The 20,738-nt window shown below is 68.3% G+C and carries 23 protein-coding genes; 15 read left to right on the forward strand and 8 right to left on the reverse strand.

The window, feature by feature from the left end; genetic code table 11:
* Nucleotides 1-93 precede the first annotated feature (93 nt).
* The 6 genes from QX204_RS17745 to QX204_RS17770 are packed head-to-tail and all read left to right on the forward strand — an operon-like array spanning nt 94 to nt 6,182.
* Complete coding sequence (locus QX204_RS17745) at nt 94-1,422, forward strand: NAD(P)/FAD-dependent oxidoreductase (protein WP_301900849.1); 1,329 nt, start codon at nt 94-96, stop codon at nt 1,420-1,422.
* Nucleotides 1,419-2,144, forward strand: coding sequence for a DUF1365 domain-containing protein (locus QX204_RS17750; RefSeq protein ID WP_301900850.1), 726 nt, complete (start codon nt 1,419-1,421; stop codon nt 2,142-2,144). Before QX204_RS17745 ends, QX204_RS17750 begins: the two co-directional genes overlap by 4 nt.
* Nucleotides 2,141-3,454, forward strand: a complete 1,314-nt coding sequence (locus QX204_RS17755; protein ID WP_301900851.1) for a class I SAM-dependent methyltransferase — start codon at nt 2,141-2,143, stop codon at nt 3,452-3,454. The genes QX204_RS17750 and QX204_RS17755 overlap by 4 nt, the downstream gene beginning before the upstream one ends.
* Complete coding sequence (locus QX204_RS17760) at nt 3,451-3,855, forward strand: hypothetical protein (RefSeq protein WP_301900852.1); 405 nt, start codon at nt 3,451-3,453, stop codon at nt 3,853-3,855. The genes QX204_RS17755 and QX204_RS17760 overlap by 4 nt, the downstream gene beginning before the upstream one ends.
* Entirely contained in the window at nt 3,852-4,709 is an 858-nt protein-coding gene (locus QX204_RS17765) for a MerR family transcriptional regulator (protein WP_301900853.1), read from the forward strand. Before QX204_RS17760 ends, QX204_RS17765 begins: the two co-directional genes overlap by 4 nt.
* A 24-nt stretch (nt 4,710-4,733) precedes the next feature.
* Nucleotides 4,734-6,182, forward strand: coding sequence for an SDR family oxidoreductase (locus QX204_RS17770; RefSeq protein ID WP_301900854.1), 1,449 nt, complete (start codon nt 4,734-4,736; stop codon nt 6,180-6,182).
* 57 nt (nt 6,183-6,239) lie between these two features.
* Here the strand turns inward: QX204_RS17770 and QX204_RS17775 are convergent, their stop codons facing one another.
* Nucleotides 6,240-7,001 carry a 3-hydroxyacyl-CoA dehydrogenase gene (locus tag QX204_RS17775; protein WP_301900855.1) on the reverse strand — a complete coding sequence of 254 codons (762 nt, stop codon included), beginning with the start codon at nt 6,999-7,001 and terminating at the stop codon, nt 6,240-6,242.
* Between the two features lie 72 nt (nt 7,002-7,073).
* On the opposite strand from QX204_RS17775, the gene QX204_RS17780 reads away from it, so the two are divergent.
* Nucleotides 7,074-7,679: an acyl-CoA-like ligand-binding transcription factor gene (locus QX204_RS17780; protein ID WP_301900856.1), complete on the forward strand. Its 606-nt coding sequence runs from the start codon at nt 7,074-7,076 to the stop codon at nt 7,677-7,679.
* A gap of 132 nt (nt 7,680-7,811) precedes the next feature.
* Nucleotides 7,812-8,345 (forward strand): VOC family protein, encoded by a 534-nt coding sequence (locus QX204_RS17785; RefSeq protein ID WP_301900857.1) that lies wholly within the window; start codon nt 7,812-7,814, stop codon nt 8,343-8,345.
* A 28-nt stretch (nt 8,346-8,373) separates the two neighbouring features.
* Here the strand turns inward: QX204_RS17785 and QX204_RS17790 are convergent, their stop codons facing one another.
* Together QX204_RS17790 and QX204_RS17795 are read right to left on the reverse strand one after the other, a co-directional pair.
* Nucleotides 8,374-9,231 (reverse strand): DNA/RNA non-specific endonuclease, encoded by an 858-nt coding sequence (locus tag QX204_RS17790; protein WP_301900858.1) that lies wholly within the window; start codon nt 9,229-9,231, stop codon nt 8,374-8,376.
* Nucleotides 9,232-9,320: 89 nt separating this feature from the next.
* Nucleotides 9,321-9,938 carry a hotdog family protein gene (locus QX204_RS17795; RefSeq protein ID WP_301900859.1) on the reverse strand — a complete coding sequence of 206 codons (618 nt, stop codon included), beginning with the start codon at nt 9,936-9,938 and terminating at the stop codon, nt 9,321-9,323.
* Nucleotides 9,939-10,104: 166 nt separating this feature from the next.
* Between QX204_RS17795 and QX204_RS17800 the strand changes: the two genes are divergently transcribed.
* The 4 genes from QX204_RS17800 (at nt 10,105) to QX204_RS17815 (ending at nt 14,473) form a co-directional block, all read left to right on the forward strand.
* Nucleotides 10,105-11,289, forward strand: coding sequence for a 3-ketosteroid-9-alpha-monooxygenase, oxygenase component (locus QX204_RS17800; protein ID WP_301900860.1), 1,185 nt, complete (start codon nt 10,105-10,107; stop codon nt 11,287-11,289).
* Between the two features lie 37 nt (nt 11,290-11,326).
* The gene (locus tag QX204_RS17805; RefSeq protein WP_301900861.1) at nt 11,327-12,505 is read left to right on the forward strand and encodes an acyl-CoA dehydrogenase family protein; all 1,179 of its coding nucleotides are present in this window, start codon (nt 11,327-11,329) and stop codon (nt 12,503-12,505) included.
* A 25-nt stretch (nt 12,506-12,530) separates the two neighbouring features.
* Entirely contained in the window at nt 12,531-13,436 is a 906-nt protein-coding gene (bphC, locus tag QX204_RS17810; protein ID WP_301900862.1) for a biphenyl-2,3-diol 1,2-dioxygenase, read from the forward strand.
* A 179-nt stretch (nt 13,437-13,615) separates the two neighbouring features.
* Nucleotides 13,616-14,473 (forward strand): IclR family transcriptional regulator, encoded by an 858-nt coding sequence (locus QX204_RS17815; protein ID WP_301900863.1) that lies wholly within the window; start codon nt 13,616-13,618, stop codon nt 14,471-14,473.
* 100 nt (nt 14,474-14,573) lie between these two features.
* On the opposite strand, the gene QX204_RS17820 is transcribed toward QX204_RS17815, so the two are convergent.
* Together QX204_RS17820 and QX204_RS17825 are read right to left on the reverse strand one after the other, a co-directional pair.
* Nucleotides 14,574-15,206 (reverse strand): Dabb family protein, encoded by a 633-nt coding sequence (locus QX204_RS17820; protein WP_301900864.1) that lies wholly within the window; start codon nt 15,204-15,206, stop codon nt 14,574-14,576.
* Entirely contained in the window at nt 15,199-15,546 is a 348-nt protein-coding gene (locus QX204_RS17825) for a hypothetical protein (RefSeq protein WP_301900865.1), read from the reverse strand. The genes QX204_RS17820 and QX204_RS17825 overlap by 8 nt, the downstream gene beginning before the upstream one ends.
* A gap of 148 nt (nt 15,547-15,694) precedes the next feature.
* Here QX204_RS17825 and QX204_RS17830 point away from each other — a divergent pair, with 148 nt between their 5' ends.
* Nucleotides 15,695-16,660, forward strand: coding sequence for an alpha/beta hydrolase (locus QX204_RS17830; RefSeq protein WP_301900866.1), 966 nt, complete (start codon nt 15,695-15,697; stop codon nt 16,658-16,660).
* A gap of 24 nt (nt 16,661-16,684) precedes the next feature.
* On the opposite strand, the gene QX204_RS17835 is transcribed toward QX204_RS17830, so the two are convergent.
* Nucleotides 16,685-16,972, reverse strand: a complete 288-nt coding sequence (locus QX204_RS17835; protein WP_056809632.1) for a putative quinol monooxygenase — start codon at nt 16,970-16,972, stop codon at nt 16,685-16,687.
* A gap of 49 nt (nt 16,973-17,021) precedes the next feature.
* On the reverse strand, nt 17,022-17,639 hold the full coding sequence (locus QX204_RS17840; RefSeq protein ID WP_301900867.1) for a TetR/AcrR family transcriptional regulator: 618 nt from the start codon (nt 17,637-17,639) through the stop codon (nt 17,022-17,024).
* Nucleotides 17,640-17,789: 150 nt separating this feature from the next.
* Here QX204_RS17840 and QX204_RS17845 point away from each other — a divergent pair, with 150 nt between their 5' ends.
* Nucleotides 17,790-18,824: a Rieske 2Fe-2S domain-containing protein gene (locus QX204_RS17845; protein ID WP_301900868.1), complete on the forward strand. Its 1,035-nt coding sequence runs from the start codon at nt 17,790-17,792 to the stop codon at nt 18,822-18,824.
* A complete protein-coding gene (locus QX204_RS17850) occupies nt 18,821-19,906 on the forward strand; it encodes an NAD(P)H-dependent amine dehydrogenase family protein (RefSeq protein WP_301900869.1) in 1,086 nt (361 codons plus the stop codon). Before QX204_RS17845 ends, QX204_RS17850 begins: the two co-directional genes overlap by 4 nt.
* 23 nt (nt 19,907-19,929) lie before the next feature.
* On the opposite strand, the gene QX204_RS17855 is transcribed toward QX204_RS17850, so the two are convergent.
* Nucleotides 19,930-20,625, reverse strand: coding sequence for a PadR family transcriptional regulator (locus tag QX204_RS17855; protein WP_056809637.1), 696 nt, complete (start codon nt 20,623-20,625; stop codon nt 19,930-19,932).
* Between the last annotated feature and the right edge of the window lie 113 nt (nt 20,626-20,738).

A 20,738-nucleotide genomic window follows, 5' to 3' on the forward strand; every position in this document is an offset into this window, starting at 1 on the left:
GGAGGACGTCATGACCCCCACCTCGCCCAGCACGACACGACCCATCGCCGATTCGCCGGACCTGCCGGTCGTGGTCCGGGGAAGCGAAAAGCGATGACCGGTGATCGACGTCGGGTAGCCGTGATCGGCAGTGGGGTCGCCGGGCTCACCGCGTCCTGGGTGCTCGCCCGTACCTGTGACGTCGTGCTCTATGAAGCGGATGCTCGCCTCGGCGGCCACGCCCACACCCATCGGGTGAATTCCCGCGCCGACGGCACCGGGGAGTGGCTCGGCGTGGATTCCGGCTTCATCGTGCACAACGACCGCACCTACCCGACCCTGCAGCGTTTGTTCGGCGAACTGGGCGTGCGCACGCAGGACTCGGACATGTCGATGTCGATCCGCTGTGACGGCTGTGGACTCGAATACGCCGGCGCCAAAGGGCTGCGCGGGATCTTCCCGGAGCCGCGTTCCCTGGCCCGCGGCTCCTATCTGCGAATGCTCGGTGAGATCACGCGCTTCCACCGCCTGGCCCGCGCCGAACTGGACATCGACCACGGCGACGACCTGCGCACCGTGGGTGAATTCCTGCGAGCCGGCGCCTTCTCCGACTACTTCACCGCGCACTTCCTGGTTCCCCTGGTGGCGGCGGTCTGGTCGTGCCCGCCGGACCTCGCGCTGCGCTACCCCGCCCGCTACCTGTTCACCTTCCTCGACCACCACGGCATGCTCACCGTGTTCGGCTCGCCCACCTGGCGCACCGTCACCGGCGGCTCGGCCACCTATGTGCGAGCGGTCGCCGAGGGCGTGCAGGATGTGCGCACGGCGGTGCCGGTGCGGGCGGTTCACCGCGCCGCGGGCTCGGTCGAGGTCCGCGACGACGCCGATCGGGTGGACCGCTTCGACGCCGCCGTGATCGCCACCCACCCCGGTCAGGCATTGCGTCTGCTGGATCGGCCGACCGCCGCGGAATCCGACATCCTCGCCGCGCTGACCTATTCGACCAACCACACCGTGCTGCACACCGACGAGTCCGTGCTGCCCCGCCGCACCGCGGCCCGCGCGTCGTGGAATTACCGCCTGCCGCACTGTGATTCCTCGCCGGACCGGGTGCTCGTGAGCTACGACCTGACCCGGCTGCACCGGCTGCCCGCCACCGTCGATCGCCGGTTCCTGGTGACTCTCGGCGACGACCAGGTGTCGCCGGACGCGGTCGTCGCCACGATGACCTACGAACACCCCCAGTACACGCCACGTTCGATGGCCGCCCGACGGCGCCTGCCCGAGATCGGCGACCGGACCGTGGCCTTCGCCGGGGCGTACCACGGGTGGGGATTCCACGAGGACGGCGCGCTGTCGGGATTGCGGGCGGCCGAACGCATCGGCGGTGTGTGGCAACCGCGTCGCGCCGACGTCCCGGCGGTCCGGCAGGAGGTGCGATGACCCGAGCCCGGCTGGTGCGCACCGTGATCCGCCATTCGCGGCGGGAACCGGTGCGGCACCTGTTCGCCTATCGCAGCTACAGCTGGCTCGTCGACCTCGACGAACTGCCGCGCCTGCCCTGGCCGTTGCGACCGTTCGCGGGCTTCCACGCCCGCGACCATCTCGGTGATCCGTCGGCCACGCTGCGCGACAACGTGGTCGACCATCTCGCCCAGCAGGGCATCGATCTCCGTGGCGGACAGATACTCATGCTCGCCAACGCGCGGATCTTCGGCTACGTCTTCAACCCGCTCACCGTGTTCTGGTGCCACGACGACACCGGCACCCTGCGATGCGTGCTCGCCGAAGTGCACAACACCTACGGCGAACGCCATCGCTATCTCGTCTCGCCCGAGCCGAATCCCTCGGTCGCCAAGGAGTTCTACGTCTCGCCGTTCAACCCGGTGACCGGGCGCTACCGGCTGCGTCTGCCGGTTCCCGACACACGGCTGCGGTTGGCGATATCGCTCGAGGGACCCGACGGCCGGTCCACCTTCGACGCCACCGTCCGCGGCCTCGTCCGCCCCGCGACCCGCCGCACCGTGACCGGCGCGGTTCTCGCGCACCCGATCGAAACCTGGCGCATCGCCGCGCGCATCCGATGGCAGGGCCTTCGCCTGTGGCATCGGGGTCTGCCGATCGTGCCACGCACTCCGCATCTCTCCCAGGAGGCTCTGCCATGACCACCATCTCCCCGTGCGGTGCGCCGCCCGCCACCGCCGCGTTGGTCGACCGATGGCCGCATCTGGCCGAGGTGCCGCGCGGGCTGCGCGCGAGCGCCGGTCGGCTGGTGGCGGCGGCATTGTTCCGCCGGGCCGCGCAACGGCTCGCGCTGCGCGTCGAACTGCCCGACGGCACGAGGTTCGGCGGCGGCGTCGACGACCCGACGACCCCGCTGATGGTCCTGCACGACCCGGACGCGTTCGCCACCCGGCTCGGCGCCACCGGCCTCATCGGATTCGGCGAGGCCTACATGACGGGCGACTGGTCGGCCCCGGACCCGACGGCGGTCCTCACCGTGCTGGCCTCGGACCTGAGCGCTCTGGTCCCGGCGCCGCTGCAGGCACTGCGTCCGCTCGTCCTGCCCGGACAACCCAGCCGGACCAGGGCCACGCCCGCGGGCGCGCGCAGTAATGCCGCGCACCACTACGACCTGTCCAACGACTTCTTCGCGTTGTTCCTCGACGAGACCATGACGTACTCGGCGGCGCTGTTCGACCGGCTCGACCCCGCCCCGGAGTGGGACGACCTCGCCGCCGCCCAGCACGCCAAGATCGACCGGCTGCTCGACGCCGCGCACGTCGGACCGGGCAGCTCCGTGCTCGAAATCGGTACCGGCTGGGGCGAACTCGCCATCCGAGCCGCGCAGCGCGGCGCGACCGTCCGTTCCGTCACGCTCTCGGCGCAACAACTCGTGCTCGCCCAGCAGCGCGTGGCCGCGGCCGACCTCGCCGACCGCGTGACGATCGAACTGCGCGACTACCGCGATGTCGAGGGCAGCTACGACGCGGTGATCTCGGTGGAGATGATCGAAGCCGTCGGCTACGAGTATCTGGCGGACTACCTGACCGTGCTCGAAGGACTGCTCGCGCCGGGTGGTCACGTCGCGGTGCAGGTGATCACCATGCCGCACGATCGGATGCTGGCCAGCCGCACGACCCATACCTGGGTGCAGAAGTACATCTTCCCCGGCGGGTTCCTCCCCTCGGAAGAACTACTGGCGCAACTTATCTCGCGCCACACGGACCTGGAACAGGTCGATCGCAGCGCGATGGGGCAGCACTACGCGCACACGCTGCGCCTGTGGCAGGACCGGTTCACCGCCGCCGACGTCCAGGTCGCCGCACTGGGTTTCGACGAGGTCTTCCAGCGAATGTGGCGGCTGTATCTCGCCTACTCCGAAGCCGGTTTCCGCTCCGGCTACCTGGATGCGCTGCAACTGATCCTTCGACGGAGCTCGTCGGCCGAGCTCGATGCGGCGGTGACGCGATGAACCCGACCACGCCCTCGCGGATCCTCGGCCTCGCGACAGCGGCCTACGGCGTCGCGGTCACCGTCCGTCCCGAGATCTTGCTGCGCCCCAGTGGGCTCGGCACCGGCGCGGAACCCGAACTGCGCGCGTTGGCCCGTTCTGTCGCGCTGCGCGATGTGCTCTCCGGGCTCGCCCTGGTGACAGCGACCGGCGTCCGTGCGCGCACCGTGGCCGCCGTCGTCCGGGTCGGCTCGGACGCCGCCGACACGGCCGTGTTCGCCCACGCGCTGAGGGGCCGTCCCGAGCTCGGCAAGACTCTGGCGGTGACCTCGACGTGGGGACTGCTGTGTCTGGCCGGCGCCGTCTACGAGCGTCGCGGGAGAACCCGGCCGGTGCTCGAACGGGGCGCTCACCGGCCATGACGGCCACGCCGGACGGCCCTCAGGCGGCGACGGAGCTGACCGTCGGCACCGTCGCGCGCCTGTTGGGGGTTCCGGTCGCCACCCTGCGCAGCTGGAATCAGCGCTACGACCTCGGCCCGCGCGGGCATCTGCCGGGTCGGCACCGCCACTACACCGGTGCCGACCTGGCCGTGGCCACCAAAATGGTCGAATTGGTCCGCGCCGGCGCCACTCCGGGAAGCGCCGCGCAGGCCGCGCGCACCGTGCGCGCGCCCGAGCCGGAGCTCGGCGCGGTCGACCCGGTGATCATCGCCGCCGAGAACATGGACATCTCCCGGCTGCTCGACCTGCTGGCGGCGCACATCACCCATCACGGCGTCGTGCCCACCTGGAACCAGCTGTGCCGACCCGCCTTCGAGTACATCGTGACTCGTCAGCAGCAGGGCCGCGGTTACATCGACGTCGAGCATCTGCTGTCGTGGGCGATCACGACCAGTCTGCATCGCTGTGTGCCGCCCTTGACCGATGCGGGTCGAGAGCCGGAGATCGTCCTTGCCTGTACGGCGGGCGAACACCATGTGCTGCCGCTCGAGATTCTGCGTGCCGCACTCGCCGAGAAGGGCAGGGCCGCACTGCTTCTCGGTGCGAATGTGCCCGACGACGCCTTGGCCCAGTCGTTGTCACGTCGGACGCATCCCGCCGTCGTCGTGCTGTGGTCGCAGACGCCCGCTACCGCGGCACCCGCCGCGCTTCACGCGGTCGCCGGGCACGGTCCGGTAATGTCCGCCGGTCCCGGCTGGACGGACGTCGCCGTCGGGCGGCGGCTCAGCTCTCTGGAGGAGGCCGTCGATGTCTTGTCGAACCCCGTGCTGTGACTCGTCGGACAGGAGTGAACCGCTATGCGCTGTGTAGTGTTCGGCGCCACCGGATATCTGGGTGGCCGACTGGTCCCGGAACTGCTCGATGCCGGGCACTCGGTCCGGGTGCTGGCCCGTGACCCGGGCAAACTCGTCGACGCGACGTGGCGGGAACAGGTCGAGGTCGTGCGTGGCGACGTCACCAGGGCCGAGGACGTCCGTGCCGCGCTGGACGGTCAGGAAGTGCTCTACTACCTCGTCCATTCCCTGGGCCGGGCCGATTTCGAGAACGTGGATCGCGAGGCGGCGCGCCTGGTCGCGGCCGAATCCGCGCGCGCGGGCCTGACCAGGTCGGTGTATCTGGGCGGCATCACTCCCAGCGGCCAGGAGTTGTCGCGCCACCTCGCCTCACGGGCGGAGGTGGGACAGATCCTGCTGGACGCACCGACGCCCGCCGTGGTGTTGCGGGCGGCGGTGATCATCGGTTCGGGCTCGGCCAGTTTCGAGATGCTGCGGTACCTGACCGAACGGCTACCGGTCATGGTGACGCCGCGCTGGGTACGCAGCCGGATCCAGCCCATCGCGGTGCGCGATGTCCTGCACTACCTGGTGCGCGCGGCCGACCTGCCCGACACCGTCAACGACGCCTTCGACATCGGCGGGCCCGATGTGCTCACCTACGAGGGCATGATGCGTGGCTACGCCGTGGCGGCGGGGCTGCCGCGGCGGGTGATCCTGCCGGTGCCGGTACTCACGCCGTGGCTGTCGGCGCAGTGGGTCAACCTGGTCACTCCGGTGCCGAAGGCACTCGCCGTGCCGCTGATGGAATCGCTCGTCAACGACGTGGTCTGCGCGGAGCACCGCATCGCCGATCACATCCCCGACCCACCGGAGGGGCTCACGTCCTATCTCGGCGCGGTGAGCTTGGCACTGCACCGCATCCGCGATCGGGACGTGCCCACCCGTTGGTCGGATGCCGGCCTGGCCGATGCCCCGTCCGATCCGCTGCCCACCGATCCGGACTGGTCCGGCGGCACGCTCTACAGCGATGTGCGCGAGCGGGACACGACCGCCGACCCGGCCACGCTGTGGGCCGTCGTCGAAGCCGTCGGCGGCGAACACGGGTGGTACTCCTTCCCGCTGGCCTGGGCGCTGCGCGGGTGGATCGACCGTCTGTTCGGCGGCGTCGGCCTCCGCCGCGGCAGGCGCGATCCACACCGCTTGCACGTGGGCGAGGCGCTGGACTGGTGGCGGGTCGAACACCTCGACCGCGGACGGCTGCTGCGTTTGCGCGCGGAGATGCGCGTGCCGGGACGAGGCTGGCTCGAGCTGTCGGTCACCCCGGCCGAGGGCGGCGGCGCGCATTACCGCCAGCGGGCCCTGTTCGAACCACACGGACTGGCCGGGCACCTCTATTGGAAGTCCCTCAGTCCCTTTCACGCGATCATCTTCGGCGGGATGGCCCGCAATATCACCGGGGCGGCCGAGTGACAACGGCATCCGTCCGGGCGCACTGCCCGGACGGATGCCGTTGTCTCACAGCTCGACTCAGCGCGGCGCCATCCGGATGGCGCCGTCGAGGCGGATGGTCTCGCCGTTGAGCATCGGGTTCTCCACGATGTGGCGAGCCAGCGCGGCGAACTCGGTGGGCTGCCCCAGCCGCGAGGGGTGCGGCACCTGCGCGCCGAGGGACTGCAGCGCCTCCTCGGGCAGCGTCTCGAACAGCGGCGTGCGGAACAGTCCGGGCGCGATCGTGACGACGCGGATCTTGTAGCTCGCCAGGTCACGCGCGATCGGCAGGGTCAGGCCGACGATGCCGCCCTTGGACGCGGAGTAGGCGGCCTGGCCGATCTGGCCGTCGTAGGCGGCGACGGAGGCGGTGTTGATGATGACGCCCCGCTCCTCACCGACCGGGTCGGTGCCCGACATGCGCTCGGCGGCCAGCCGGATCACGTTGAACGTGCCGACGAGGTTGACGTTGATCACCTTGGTGAAATCGGCGAGCGGGAACGCACCCTTCTTGCCGACCGTCTTGATCGCGTTGCCGATGCCGGCGCAGTTCACGGCGATCCGCAGCGGCGCCAGCGACTCCGCGACGTCGAGTGCCGCGCCCACCGCCGCTTCATCGGTCACGTCCGCGGCCGCGAAGGCCGCACCCTCGCCCAGTTCCTTGGCGACGGCCGCACCGTTGGACGAGGGAAGGTCGACGATGACGACCTTGGCGCCCTTGGCGTGCAGTTCCTGCACGGTCGCCAAGCCGAGACCCGACGCACCGCCGGTGACGATCGCGGACAAGTTGACGAAATCCATACTGTTTCTCCTGTTTTTCGGTGAGGTCTCACCGATATTGACACACTTCGCCAAAACTGTTTGGCTTTCGTGGTGACCCAGCCAGCGCCCCGCCGCCCCGGCCGTCCCTCCGTGCTGGACACCAGGGCCGTGTCGGCCGGCGCGCTGCGTCTGTGGGCCGACCGCGGCTTCGCCACCACCAACTGGAGCGATCTCGCCGAGGCCACGGGGATCAGCACCCGCACCCTGTTGCGGCACTTCTCGTCGCGATCCGAGATCGCCTGGATCGGCGTCGCGCCTGCGACCGGGCGCCTGCAATCCGCACTCGGCGCCGCCTCCCCCGAGCAGCCGCCCGCGGTGGTCGTCCGGGCCGCGATCGTCGAATCGGTGTCCCGCGATCCGCAGATCCAGGAGCTGGCCGCGGGCTGGCTGCGGCTGATCTCCTCGGAACCCGAGCTGGCCGCGACCGCTCCCCGGATCTACCGGCCGTGGATCGATACGCTCTCGGGCTACCTGGCTGACCGCCTACCCGGCTCCCCCGCCGCCGTTTGCCGGGCCATCGCGACCGCGTATCAGTCCGCCACCTTCGCCGCGCTGATCGAGTGGGCCGAGTCCGGAGCGGAGGGCGACTGCGCGGATTCGGTCGACCGGATGCTGCGATGGATGGATCCGCACCTGCCCGGCTCCACACCCGACTGAGCGGCGCTCCACCGGAGCCCGGCGGCGACGGCGGTCAGGAAGTCTCCCGCTTACCGGTCATCCGGTGGTGTCGTCGCCACCGGCGTGGGACTGTCAAGAGACGAGAACTTTCGATCGAGGAGGCCACCGGAGATGCGGGGAATCAACCACATCGTGCTGTTCGTCGCGGATCTGCCGCGCAGTATCGCGTTCTACGAGGACGTGCTCGGATTCGAGCGGCTCCCCGAAGGATTTCCCGGCGGCGCGTTTCTGCGCTCCCCCGGCTCGGCCAACGACCACGACCTCGGGCTCTTCCAGGCCAGAACACCGGCGGCCGGGCCCGCGGGCTCGGTCGGGCTCTATCACGTCGCGTGGGAAGTGGACACTTTGTCCGAGCTCGTAGCCGTCCGGGACCGCCTGACGGCGGCGCACGCGCTGACCGGGGCCAGTGACCACGGGTCGACCAAAGCGCTCTACGCCCGCGACCCCGACGGCATCGAGTTCGAGGTGTGCTGGCTGGTACCCGACGAACACGTCGAGGCCGCACTCGCGCCGGGCACCTCGCTGACCGCGCCACTGGATATCGACGCCCAGATCCAGCGATACGGCGCAGCCACTCCGGGCGGCCCGCGCACCGATCCGCAGGTGTGGGCGCGCGTCGCGGCGCAGCGGGCCGCGACGCGCTGACCCGGCCGTCCTCGGCGTCCGGCAGGGGTCACCAGCTGATGTCGGCCGTCGACTCGAGCGGGCGACGGTGATCGACCGACTCCTGGGTCACGAACGTGTCGGCGATGTGCAGGGCCGCGGGGAATCGGCACCGTGCTCGTTGTTCGATCTCGGGCACCGCTACCTGGAAGACGCGGAACTCGTCGAGCGCGAGCGCTTCGAGTTCGTCGAGGTGCTGGGTCAGCAGAAACGCCTTGCACCGCAGCCGTTTTCCCTCCACGAAGCAGATCACCTTCCAGTACTCGCGCGGCAATGCCACGCCACGATGCACCTGGTCGTCGGCCCGGAAGGCGGGTCCGCCGAAGACGCTCACTTTGAGGTCGTCGATGTCGACGTCGGCGAAGACCGCGTCTTCGAGTTGCCCCCACACCCCGGCGCGGCTGCTCTGGTTGAAGTCGTCCATCTGCGGGGTGATGTTGGTGTAGAAGAACGAGTCGATATTGGCCTGCTCGGCTTCGGTCTCGGTGCCCCACAGCAGATCCGCGCGCCGCGCCAGGTGGCCACGGTCGAGCCGATTCCGTCGGTACAGCTCGTTTCCCACCTGCACCTCGGCCGGGATTCGCGGGTCTTTGACGAAGTCGATGCCGGTGCGGGGCAGTTTGCGCATCGCGGCGCCGTCGATGTTCCAGGCCACCCAGAACGCGAACCGTCGCGGCGTGCTCAACGCCAACGAGAAGTGCGTGTAGCTGATGACGTCGGAGCCGTCCAGGCCAACCGCGTCGGCGCGGACCGCGGCATCCAGTTCCGGAACCTCGACCCTGGGCCCGAGAAAGTCCGGGTCGTAGCCGGTACGCAGCGTGTCGCTCGCGCTACCGTTCGTCGACGCGGTAGCCACATTGGCGGTCATCGGATGCCCCTTCCAGCAGGCGGACGTGGTGTATCGAGAGTTCGAACACCATCGTCGCCGCAGGCGGAGACGTCCTCACGAGTAGTCGACTACCCGTTCGCGGGCCGCCCGGCCCGGTCCGGGGTCACGTCATCGGTCACCGCGAACGTCGCCCACGCCCGCACGACGACATTGCCCCCGGCGTCGGCGCCGGCCAGTGCGACATCGACGCGCGACTCACCGTCTTGCACATAGCTCTGCGTGACGCGCCCCGAACACGACATGACGTCACCGGGCGGCAGCGGTCGCACCGACCTGGTGCGGAATCGGCGGATCGCCTCGGCCCCGAGCCAGTCGGTGGCATAGGTGGCCAACAGGGCCGCGGCCTGTGGTGAAACCTGCTCGCCCGCAAAGGTTTCCGCCGCTGCCCACGACTCGGCGACCAGACCGCCGGTGCGGTCGAAGTAGCGGGTCAGCGACTCCGTGGCGACGGCGGCGGGCTGGTCGGTGGTGGCGCCCGCGCGAATCGCGGTCAGCTGGTCCCCCGCGCGGGGCGGCGGACCGAAGAACCGGTGGTCGGTCTCGACCCGCTCCCCCACACCGGAGGCGAATCCGTCGGCGGGCAGGAAGGTCGGCGGCACCACCGGCCGCTCGGCGAGCCGATAGGCCGGGTTGTGCGAGCGCGCGGCCTCGGCGAACAGCCGGATGGCGCCGGTTTCCAGGAGCATGCCGTCACGGTAGGACCACCGCGCCCGTTGTGATCGGTTCCGCTCCCGCTCATCGGGACGCCGGGTCGACCGCGCCGAAAACATGTCCGCTGACCGGGAACGCGACGGCCCGAACACCCGCGCACAGCGCGACCATCGGCGCAGCTCATCCCCACTCCGTCCGAACATGGAGGTTTCGATGCCGGAGAACCCGCCGAACGGCCGAACACCCGACGCCGCCGACTACCGACAGATCGAGGCTGCTGCCGCGCCCACCCGCTTCGCGCGCGGCTGGCACTGCCTCGGCCTGCTCTCGTCGTTCCGCGACGGCAACCCGCACGAGGTGAAGGCCTTCGGCACCATGCTCGTGGTGTTCCAGTCCGAATCCGACGGCGCGCTGCACGTGCTCGACGGCTACTGCCGCCACATGGGCGGCAACCTGGCCCACGGCACCATCAAGGGCGACTCGATCGCCTGCCCGTTCCACGACTGGCGCTGGGGCGGCAACGGCAAGTGCACGGCCATTCCGTACGCGCGCCGGGTCCCGCCGCTGGCCAAGACGCGCACCTGGCCGACGCTCGAGCGCAACGGTCAGCTCTACGTCTGGCACGACCCGCAGGGCAGCAAGCCCACCGACGAGGTGACCATTCCCGAGATCGAGGGCTACGGCACCCCGGAATGGACCGACCTGACCTGGAATTCGATTCTGATCGAGGGCTCGCACTGTCGCGAGATCGTCGACAACGTCGTCGACATGGCGCACTTCTTCTATGTGCACTACTCGTTCCCGCGCTATTTCAAGAACGTCTTCGAGGGTCACGTCGCCACCCAGTACATGCGCTCGACCCCGCGCATGGATATCACGGTCGGCACCAGTTACGACGATCCGAATTCCACCCTGCGCTCGGACGCTTCGTATTTCGGTCCGTCCTACATGCTCGACTGGTTGTGGAGCGAGGCGCAGGGCATGACCATCGAGACGGTGCTCGTCAACTGCCACTACCCGGTCGACGAGAACTCGTTCGTGTTGCAGTACGGCGCGATGGTGAAGAAGCCGGAGGGCATGTCCGACGAGGACGCGAACGCGATGGCGGCGCAGTTCGCGCAGGGCGTCGAGTACGGCTTCGAGCAGGACGTCCAGATCTGGAAGAACAAGGCGCCCATCGACAATCCGCTGCTGTCGGAGGAAGACGGCCCGGTGTATCAGCTGCGCCGTTGGTACAAGCAGTTCTATGTCGACGTCGACGACGTCACCGAGGACATGACCAAGCGGTTCGAGTTCGAGATCGATACCGACCGCGCGGTGACGAGCTGGGAGGCCGAGGTGGCCGACAACATCGCCCGCGGCGCCGTCATCGACACCATGTCCTGACCACTCACCCCACCACGAACAGAAAGCACCACCCGAGATGACCAGAGTTCTCGACAATATCGCCGCGATCGCGGACCAGCTGCGCGAGCAGGCACCGGAAGCCGAGCGCCTCGGGCAGCTCCCCGACGCGACGGCGCAGTTGCTCAAGACGGCGGGCCCGATCCGTCTGCTCCAGCCCAAGAAGTACGGCGGGTTCGAGGTACACCCCCGCGAGTTCGCCGAGACGGTGATGGCCACCGCCGCACTGGATCCGGCCAGCGGCTGGATCACCGGCATCGTCGGCGTGCACCCGTGGCAGCTGGCCTTCGCCGACCCGAAGGTGCAGGACGAGGTGTGGTCCGACGACCACGACACCTGGATGGCCTCGCCCTACGCACCGACCGGCATCGCCCGTCCGGTCGACGGCGGGTATGTCTTCAACGGCCGCTGGCAGTTCAGTTCCGGCACCGATCACTGCGACTGGATCTTCCTCGGCGCCATGCTCGGTGACACCGAGGGCAAGATGGCGCTGCCGCCGAAGATGCTGCACATGATCCTGCCGCGCCAGGACTACCAGATCGTCGAGGACTCCTGGAATGTGGTGGGACTCAAGGGCACCGGTTCCAAGGACATCATCGTCAAGGACGCGTTCGTGCCCGACTACCGGGTGATGAGCGGTGACGATGTCATCGACGGCACCGCGCAGCGCGAGTACGGCGTCACCGAGACCCTGTACAAGATGCCGTGGTCGACGATGTTCCCGCTCGGCATCAGCTCGGCGGTGGTCGGCATCGCCGAGGGTGCGCTGGCCGCGCATCTGGACTATCAGCGCGACCGCGTCGGCGCGCAGGGCACCGCGGTCAAGGACGACCCGTACGTGCTGTTCTCGATCGGCGAGGCCGCCGCCGACATCAACGCCGCCCGCCAGGAACTGCTCGCCAACGCCGACCGGATCTACGACGCCGTCGACGCGGGCAAGGAGATCAGCTTCGCCGAGCGCGCCGCGGGCAGGCGCACCCAGGTCCGCGCGGCCTGGCGCGCGGTGACGGCCGTGGACCAGATCTTCGCCCGTTCCGGCGGCAACGCGCTGCGCATGGACAAGCCCCTGCAGCGCTACTGGCGCGACGCGCACGCCGGGCTCGCCCACGCCATCCACGTGCCGAGCACCGTCTATCACGCCTCGGCGCTCAGCTCTCTCGGTGTCGAGCCCGCCGCCAACCTGCGCTCGATGATCTGACCGATCTTCAAGAAGGACAACCGAAATGACAGATATCAAAGGCCTCGGCTACGTCAAGATCCAGACCGCCCACATGGACCGCTGGCGCAAGTTCGCGTTCGAGGTGCTCGGCTTCGCACAGGGCAGCGGGCCCGACGAGAACGCGCTGTATCTGCGGATGGACGAGCGCGCGGCGCGGATCACGATCGTGCCGGGCGACAGCGACGCCATCGTGACCATCGGCTGGGAAGTCCGCGACCACGCGGCCCTGCTCCGCGTACAGGAGGCGGTGACGGCGGCGGGAATCGCGGTGAAACCGCTGTCGGTCGAGGAGGCCGACGCGCGCCGGGTCGAGGAGGTCATCACCTTCCAGGACCCGACCGGCGCCACCCTCGAGGTGTTCCACGGCGCGGTGCTCGACCACAGTCCGGTGGTGACGCCGTTCGGCGCGAAATTCGTCACCGGCGCACAGGGTCTGGGTCATGTCGTACTCCCGACCATGGACCCCAACGGCGCGTTCGATTTCTACACCGATGTGCTCGGGTTCCTGCCGCGCGGCGCGTTCCGGATCCCGGCGCCGCCGGAATTCGGCCCGATGCGGGTGCGGTTCCTCGGCGTCAACGAGCGCCATCACAGCCTGGCGCTGTGCCCGGCGCCACACGGCGGCGCGCCCGGCCTGGTGCACATCATGGTGGAGGTCGACAGCCTCGACGCCGTCGGTCAGGCGCTGGACCGGGTGACCAAGGACGGCTTCTCGGTGTCGTCCACCCTCGGCAGGCACACCAACGACAAGATGGTCTCGTTCTACGTCCGCGCGCCCGGCGGCTGGGACATCGAGTTCGGCACCGAGGGCATGCGGGTCGACGAGAACTCCTACAGCGCTGAGGAGATCACCGCCGACAGCTACTGGGGCCACGACTGGTCCGGCAGCGAGCCGCTCGCGGCCATGTAGACCCCGCGCCCACCCCACGAAGGCCCCCGGCCCGAGCTCATCGCTCGGACCGGGGGCCTTCGTCTCGATATGGACCTGCCGAATCATGTGACAACGACCACAACGGATGGTATGAATAGGTATATGCCTAATCGAAATATGCGAGTGGGCATCAGCTCGTAGATCCGAATGGAGAGCTCATGGTCATCCAGGCCGAGGCCACCACCCCGAGCGCGATTCTCGATCGCGCGTCCCTGCTGCTCGACGCCTTCGACGGCCCGGGCAGGCTCACCCTCGCCCAGATCGTCCGGCGCACCGGCCTACCCCGGTCCTCGGCGCATCGCATGCTCGATCGGCTGGTGCAGCTGCGCTGGTTACGTCGTGAAGGACGCGACTACGAGCTCGGCATCCGGCTGATGGAGCTCGGCTCGCTGGCGGTGCATCAGGACCGACTGCACCGCGCGGCGATGCCGTTCCTGCACGAACTGCACCGGGTCACCGGGTTCGTCGTGCACCTGGCCGTGCTGGACGGCCCCGACGTCGTCTATCTCGACAAGGTCGGTGGCGAGCTGTCGGCGGTGGTACCCACCCGTGTCGGCGGTCGACGGCCCGCCGCCTGTACCGCGGTCGGCAAGGCGATCCTGGCCTACTCCGACGAGCGCCGCATCGCCGACGCCCTCGCAGGCCGGGCCGGCGCGCGCACCCGCTACTCGATCACCACCAAGGCCCAGCTCGACACCGAACTGGACAAGGTGCGCGCGCACGGGATCGCCGTCGAACGCGAGGAATCACTGCCGGGCTTCGGCTGTATCGCGGCGCCCATCGGCGATCTCGGCGAGGCCGCCGTGGCGGCGGTGTCGGTGTGCGGGCCGCTGGATCGAATGCTGTTCGATCACCGTCTCAGCGCACCGGTGCGCACGACCGCCCTCAATATCTGGCGCCACGTCGACGACGGCCGGGTGCGGGTGCATCCCACGTTGCAGCAGCATCCCCGCCCGCTCGGGGTAGGCCCGGCAGCGCGACCGCACGCGGATCAGCGCGGCCCGCGCACGGCGTGATCCATCACCTCGCCGAGTCGCCGACCCGAACTCGGGCGGCGACCGGCGCGAGAAGTCAGGCGGACTTTCCCACCTTGGCGGCACAGATTCGATCGCTGCGTCAGGCCGGACTGTTCACGCAGAAGCTGTGGCAGATACGTTCGCGGACAATCACTTGCGGGCATTCGGGATCGAACCATCGGTCGACGTGCGCCCAGTGCACGGGATGCATCAGATAGGGGCCGGTGAGACCGTCCAGATCGGTGAACTCCTGTTCCCAGACATGGGTCCACGGCGAGGATCCCGCACCACGCGCGACCCGGCTCAACTGCCAGGACCGGATGCTCGGCAGATAGCGGGGCATCCGCAGCAGGTCTGCTTCGAACCGCTCGATCGTCGCGCGCGGTGTGCCCGGCGCGACGCGTAGCAGCAGTACCCGGTAGACCGATCCGGTGGCGTCCGGTTCGGCGATACCCGCTGTGCCGCCCTGATATTCGGCGCCGTCGACGTGGGCCACCGGGCTCTCGCTCAGCAGCGTGTCCACCTCGGCAGTGGTCCCCGTCCAGTCGGCGGACTCGTCGAAGCGCAGGTGCACCAGGACATCACCGCCGTTACGGACCCCCGGCAGCGTGGGCTGGACCAACACGCGTCGCGCCACCGGAGCGGCGATTCCACGCAACCCGGACATCAACCGGTCACGCGCGCGGGGATCGGTATCGGGCGAAAGATGCACCAGCCGCGTCACCTCAAACATCGCCGAGCCTGTCGACGTCGGCCGCGAGCGCACCGGTGGCCCGAGTCCGTTCGACGATCATCTCCGCCGCCGCGGCCCACCACTGCCGCACCGACTCGTCGGGACGCCCCTGCCAGGTCATCGTCCACCAGCCCTGAGCACCGTCTAGCACCCAGCTCGCGATGACCGTGTTCGACTCGTCCGGGAACCACACGGGCGGGCTCACCACGATCCGCTCGAGCACCATGCCGCGCTCCCGCGCGCCCGGCGCGTAGTCGCGCAGATAGGCGTCGACGAACTCTCTGGCGCGGCCGGGCTTCGTCACTACGGTGTCGATCACGTAGACCTTCGTGGCTTCCATCCGCCGACCGTAGGCAGCCGCCGATGGGCATCGACCTGGTGTTTCCGCCCAGTGGGAGAACGCGGTTCGGATCGCGCCGCACCGGTCCTACGGTGAGGCCGACGACGCGCTCGACCGCCGATCGCGTCGCCGAGAACCAGGAGGACCAGTGACTGTGCGAACTTTCCCGACCACCGGGCCGGGTGCGGTTCCCGATCCGGAGGTCGCGGCCATGCTCGCCACGCTCGACGCCGGATTCCCCGATGTCGCCACGATGGCGGCGGTCGATGTGCGCGCCGCGATCCGCGCCAGACGCGCCCCGCTGCGACGACTTCCCGAGATGCGCCGAGCGCACGACCTCACGATCGACGGACCCGGCGGCCCGCTGCCGCTGCGCGTGTTCGTCCCCCATCACGACGGCGGTGCCCTGCCGGTGATCGTGTTCGCCCACGGCGGCGGTTTCGTGTTCTGCGATCTCGACAGCCACGACGAGTTCTGCCGCTCGATGGCGGCGGGCGTCGGCGCGCTGGTGATCTCGGTCGACTACCGGCTCGCGCCGGAGCATCCCGGCCCCGCGGCGCACGACGACGTGTTCGCGGCGCTGCGGTGGGCCGCCGACAACGCCGGCGCCTACGGCGGTGATCCGTCGCGAATCGCGCTGGCCGGCGACAGCGCGGGCGGCAATCTCGCGGCCACCGTGGCCATCGCCGCAAGAGACGGCGGCGGTCCGCCGGTGGCGGCGCAGATCCTGATCTATCCGGTGATCGACGACGATGTCGAGACCGAGTCCTACCGGCGCTTCGGCACCGGCCACTACAACACGACCAGCGCGATGCGGTGGTACTGGCAGAACTACGCCCCGGACGGCACCGACGATGTTCGCCTGGTGCCGACCAGGGCCGACTCACTCGCCGGTCTACCGCCCGCGGTGGTGATCACCGCCGAGTTGGACCCGCCGTGCACCGCCGGGGACGCCTACGCCCAGCGCTTGGCAGCCGACGGCGTCGCGGTCCGGCATCGCCGCTACGACGGGCTGTTCCACGGATTCCTCAGCATCCCGTCGCTGGCCGCCACCGTGGCCGCGCGCACCGAGATCTGGGCCGTGGTATGCGAGATGCTCGACCTCGACCACTAGTTCAGCGGCGCGACAGTTCGAGGTTCAGACGGCGGTGAAGTACTCGATCTTCGGTGCGCCCGCCAGCAAGGGAGCCATCAACTTTCCTGCCGCGCGGAAGTGATCCGACCGGCCGTGGGCTTCGACAGCGGCGTCGTCGGCATACAGTTCGAAGAACCGGTAGTGCTCGGCATCGGTGCGCGAACGCACCAATTGGTAGGTCAGGTTGCCCGGCTCATTGGCCTTGATCTGTTCGATGAGATCGGCGACGACGGCTTCGAACTCCGCACCCGCACCGGCTTTGACAGTGACCTCGGCGATGACTGCGATCATGATTTCTCTCCTTTTCGGTCGACGCTACCCGCGATCGGGCGCGCCTGGCTCAGGTCTGTAGGTAGGCCACGATGCTGCCGGTGAGCCCGGCGAGGGCATCCTCGAGGTTGCCGTAGGTGCCGAGCGTGCGTTCGGAGGTGATGCCGCGCATCGCCGCGGGGATCAGGGCGGCCACCTGCCGCACCCTGACCGGGTCGACCCCCAGATCCGCGAACGCCCGGTGGCAGGCATCGTCCCAGTTCGGTTTCCACGACGACAATTCCGCCGCGGTGAGCGGGAACTCGCGTTCGAGTTCGACCTGCTCGCGCGGTAATGCGGCGCGCAACGTCTCGATGGCCAGTGATTCCGGCGTGCGCAGGCCGACGGCCATGGCGTCGACAAGGGCAGCGACCCGTTCGCGCAATGTCCCGTCCGGCCGCAGGTTCGCGGGGAGGTCGCCGCGCTTGTCGGCGGTGTAGCGCAGCACCGCGGCCCACAGGCCGTCGATATCACCGAACTGGTACTTCACCACACCCCAGGTGGCACCGATATCGCGAGCGATGCGATTGCCCGATACCGCAGCGGGATCGCCGGTGGCCAACGACGCGATAGCGGCTTTGATCATGCTGTCTCGCGATTCGATGCCACGCCTGTTCGCGCGTCGCCCACCGATCGCCGGTTCTGTCACGAGGCTCGACTCTAGCCGCTCCGAGCTGCCCGTTCCAGTTTCACCGAACCCTCTTGTATTTTTTGAAAGAGGGTTCTATTCTCATGACGTTCTGTGGTCGGCATCACACCGAACAGCTCATCGCCGTGCCGGGTGCCCTGGAGGATTCCGATGGCCAAAACACCCTTGCCGATGGAACCGACGGGCTGGTTCCAAGTGGCGTGGTGCCCCGAGATCACGACCGGCGCGGTCCACCGGATGAAGTACTTCGGGCGCGAAATGGTCGCCTGGCGGTCGGCTTCCGGCCGGATCGCGGTATTCGACGCCTACTGCGAGCATCTGGGCGCCCACCTCGGTTACGGCGGGCATGTCGAGGGCGAGAATCTCGTGTGCCCGTTCCACGGCTGGGAGTGGAATCGCGAAGGGCGCAATGTCTGCATCCCGTACGAGAGCCATCCGAACAAGGGTCGTCGCATCCGCAGCTATCCGGTGGTGGAACGCAACGAGGCGGTGTGGATCTGGTACGACACCCAGGTCCGGGCACCGTATTTCGAGGTGCCCGATATCTTCGCGGATTTCGGCGACGACAAGACCGCCGAGGACTACTACCAGCCGGTACCCGTCGCGACTCTTTACCGGCAGCAGCTGGAACTCCATCCGCAGTACGTGCTGGAGAACGGTGTCGACTTCGCCCACTTCAAGTTCGTGCACAAGACGCCGTTCGTCCCGAATTTCACTCGCCACGACTTCTCCGGGCCGGTGTCGTTCGTGGACTTCACCATCGCCTTCGACGCGGGCATCGCCGAGAACGACGTCAACAGCGGAGTCGAATCGATCAACGCGGGCCTGGGCTGCACGGTCACCAAGAGTTGGGGCATGGTCGACAACCGCACCATGCCCGCGGTGACGCCGGTCGACGACGCCACCTGCGACGTCCGCTTCACCGTCTGGATCGGCCGCGAACCCGGCGACGACAGCTCCGAGACCTCCACCTACGGCAAGACGATGGCCGCCTTCGTCATCGAGCAGTTCGCCGCCGACATCCACATCTGGGCGCATCAGCGCTACTCCGACCCACCAGCGTTGTCGCGCAGGGAATTCGACGGGTTCACCGCGTTGCGCGCGTGGGCCGCCCAGTTCTATCCCGACGACAACGCGGCCACAGCTCTCGACCGACGAACCGCGACACAAGGATTCACATCATGAGCACCTCCGGCAGAGTCCGTGTTTTCCAAGTGGCGACCGGCAATCTCGGCACCGAGATGATCGGACGCATCCAGCAGCATCCCGATCTCGAACTGGTCGGACTGCACTGCTATTCGCCCGACAAGATCGGACGCGACGCCGGGGAGATCGTCGGTATCGGTCCGATCGGTGTAATCGCTACCGGCTCGGTGGAGCAGATCATCGCCGCCCGACCCGACGTCCTCACCTTTCACGGCGTATTTCCCGACGAGGACCTCTACGAGAAAGTCCTCGAGGCAGGCATCGATGTGGTGACCACCGCGGACTGGATCACCGGCTTCCACCGCGACACCCACCATCCGCATCCGTCCGGCAGGAAGGTCAGCGAGGTGATCGCGGCCGCGTGCGAGCGCGGCAATGCCACCTTCTACGGCACCGGCATGAATCCGGGTCTGAGTCAGATCCTCGGAATCGTGCATACCGCCGATGTTTCCGAGATCGAGAACATCACCGTCATCGAATCGGTCGACGTCTCGTGTCACCACTCGGTCGACACCTGGAAGGCTGTCGGCTACGGGCGTCCGATCGACGATCCCACGATCGGGGAATCACTGCACAAATACACCGCGGTCTTCGCCGACGCCGTCTACCTGATGGCCGATGCCTTCGACCTCGAACTCGACGAAGTGCGGTTCGGGTACGAACTCGGCGCCTGCACCGAGGACGTCGATCTCGGCTGGTATTTCCTGCCGAAAGGGTCTTTGGGCGCCAACTACATCAAGTACCAGGGCATGGTCGACGGCGTCGCGCGGGTGGAATCACATCTCGAATGGCAAATGACCCCGCACACCGATCCGGCGTGGAATATCAAGGGCTGCTACATCACTGAGGTAACCGGCGATCCCAATATCTACAGCAAGCACATGATCTTCCCGCGCAAAGGGTTCGACCTGTCGGATCCGAGCAACTTCGCCTCGATCGGCATGACCGTAACCGGGCTGCCCGCGCTCAACGCCATCACCTCGGTGGTGGCGGCGCCCGCGGGCATCATCACCAGCGCGGACCTGCCCTTGCGAGCCTTCGCGGGACGCTTCAAGATCTGAACCGGCACCCGGCAGAACACGGCCTAGTCCGCCGGGTCGTGCTGCTCGAGTTCCTCCGCGCGCACACGCTGCTCGATCTCGCGCCAGCGCCCCGGCGTCGGATGGGGGTATTCGGCGCGGTCGTCGTGTTCGGCGTCGGCCAATGTGGTGGCCGCGTTGTCGATGTCATCGATCAACTGCTGGGCGAGGTCGCGTTCGGTCGCGTAATGGCGCTGCGCCCATTGCAGTACCAACTGCGAATAAGCCCAGCCCGGTTCGGATTTCGCGGCTTCGGCATCGATCGCGGCGCGTTGCGCGAGTTTGTCGACATCGGCGATATGGTCGTGCAGGATCTGCTTGAGCCGATCCGGGGACCCGAGATGACCGAACATGACGCGCAGCAGCACGTGGTGTTTGAGTACCGACGGATCGACGGGCGCCTTGTTCCACCACGTGGTCACCGCGGCCCGACCCTCCGCGGTGATCTGGTAGAGCCGCCGGGCGCGCATGGTGTTGTCGGGGTCGAGGCGCGAACTCGCGAAGCCGTGCTGCTCGAGCTTCTTCAGCTCGGCGTAGATCTGACTGTAGGACGGGGTCCAATAGATGTAGCGCAGGCTCCAATCGGCCCACTTCTTCAAGTCGTAGCCGGAGATCTCCTCCTCGTACGAGAGCATGGCGAGCACCGCCCAGCTGGTCGGCGGCAGATTCGGCACGCCGGTATCGGGGTCAGGGGTAGCCATTGCTGAATGCTAGCAACCGGCATTGTCGGAATTCAGCCATCGACAACCGCTGACCGGGAGGCCGTCTTGAGCCGCGCCCCGATGGTCCCGGATTCTGGGAAACATCGAATTCC

This window comes from Nocardia sp. PE-7, from assembly GCF_030486425.1.
Classification (GTDB): domain Bacteria; phylum Actinomycetota; class Actinomycetes; order Mycobacteriales; family Mycobacteriaceae; genus Nocardia; species Nocardia salmonicida_A.

Bases quoted from the DNA above. Each gene is read 5' to 3' on its own strand.
- QX204_RS17745 (WP_301900849.1), top strand. From the start codon at position 94: ATGACCGGTGATCGACGTCGGGTAGCCGTGATCGGCAGTGGGGTCGCC.
- QX204_RS17750 (WP_301900850.1), top strand. From the start codon at position 1,419: ATGACCCGAGCCCGGCTGGTGCGCACCGTGATCCGCCATTCGCGGCGG.
- QX204_RS17755 (WP_301900851.1), top strand. From the start codon at position 2,141: ATGACCACCATCTCCCCGTGCGGTGCGCCGCCCGCCACCGCCGCGTTG.
- QX204_RS17760 (WP_301900852.1), top strand. From the start codon at position 3,451: ATGAACCCGACCACGCCCTCGCGGATCCTCGGCCTCGCGACAGCGGCC.
- QX204_RS17765 (WP_301900853.1), top strand. From the start codon at position 3,852: ATGACGGCCACGCCGGACGGCCCTCAGGCGGCGACGGAGCTGACCGTC.
- QX204_RS17770 (WP_301900854.1), top strand. From the start codon at position 4,734: ATGCGCTGTGTAGTGTTCGGCGCCACCGGATATCTGGGTGGCCGACTG.
- QX204_RS17775 (WP_301900855.1), bottom strand. From the start codon at position 7,001: ATGGATTTCGTCAACTTGTCCGCGATCGTCACCGGCGGTGCGTCGGGT.
- QX204_RS17785 (WP_301900857.1), top strand. From the start codon at position 7,812: ATGCGGGGAATCAACCACATCGTGCTGTTCGTCGCGGATCTGCCGCGC.
- QX204_RS17790 (WP_301900858.1), bottom strand. From the start codon at position 9,231: ATGACCGCCAATGTGGCTACCGCGTCGACGAACGGTAGCGCGAGCGAC.
- QX204_RS17795 (WP_301900859.1), bottom strand. From the start codon at position 9,938: ATGCTCCTGGAAACCGGCGCCATCCGGCTGTTCGCCGAGGCCGCGCGC.
- QX204_RS17800 (WP_301900860.1), top strand. From the start codon at position 10,105: ATGGAGGTTTCGATGCCGGAGAACCCGCCGAACGGCCGAACACCCGAC.
- QX204_RS17805 (WP_301900861.1), top strand. From the start codon at position 11,327: ATGACCAGAGTTCTCGACAATATCGCCGCGATCGCGGACCAGCTGCGC.
- bphC (WP_301900862.1), top strand. From the start codon at position 12,531: ATGACAGATATCAAAGGCCTCGGCTACGTCAAGATCCAGACCGCCCAC.
- QX204_RS17815 (WP_301900863.1), top strand. From the start codon at position 13,616: ATGGTCATCCAGGCCGAGGCCACCACCCCGAGCGCGATTCTCGATCGC.
- QX204_RS17820 (WP_301900864.1), bottom strand. From the start codon at position 15,206: ATGTTTGAGGTGACGCGGCTGGTGCATCTTTCGCCCGATACCGATCCC.
- QX204_RS17825 (WP_301900865.1), bottom strand. From the start codon at position 15,546: ATGGAAGCCACGAAGGTCTACGTGATCGACACCGTAGTGACGAAGCCC.
- QX204_RS17835 (WP_056809632.1), bottom strand. From the start codon at position 16,972: ATGATCGCAGTCATCGCCGAGGTCACTGTCAAAGCCGGTGCGGGTGCG.
- QX204_RS17845 (WP_301900868.1), top strand. From the start codon at position 17,790: ATGGCCAAAACACCCTTGCCGATGGAACCGACGGGCTGGTTCCAAGTG.
- QX204_RS17850 (WP_301900869.1), top strand. From the start codon at position 18,821: ATGAGCACCTCCGGCAGAGTCCGTGTTTTCCAAGTGGCGACCGGCAAT.
- QX204_RS17855 (WP_056809637.1), bottom strand. From the start codon at position 20,625: ATGGCTACCCCTGACCCCGATACCGGCGTGCCGAATCTGCCGCCGACC.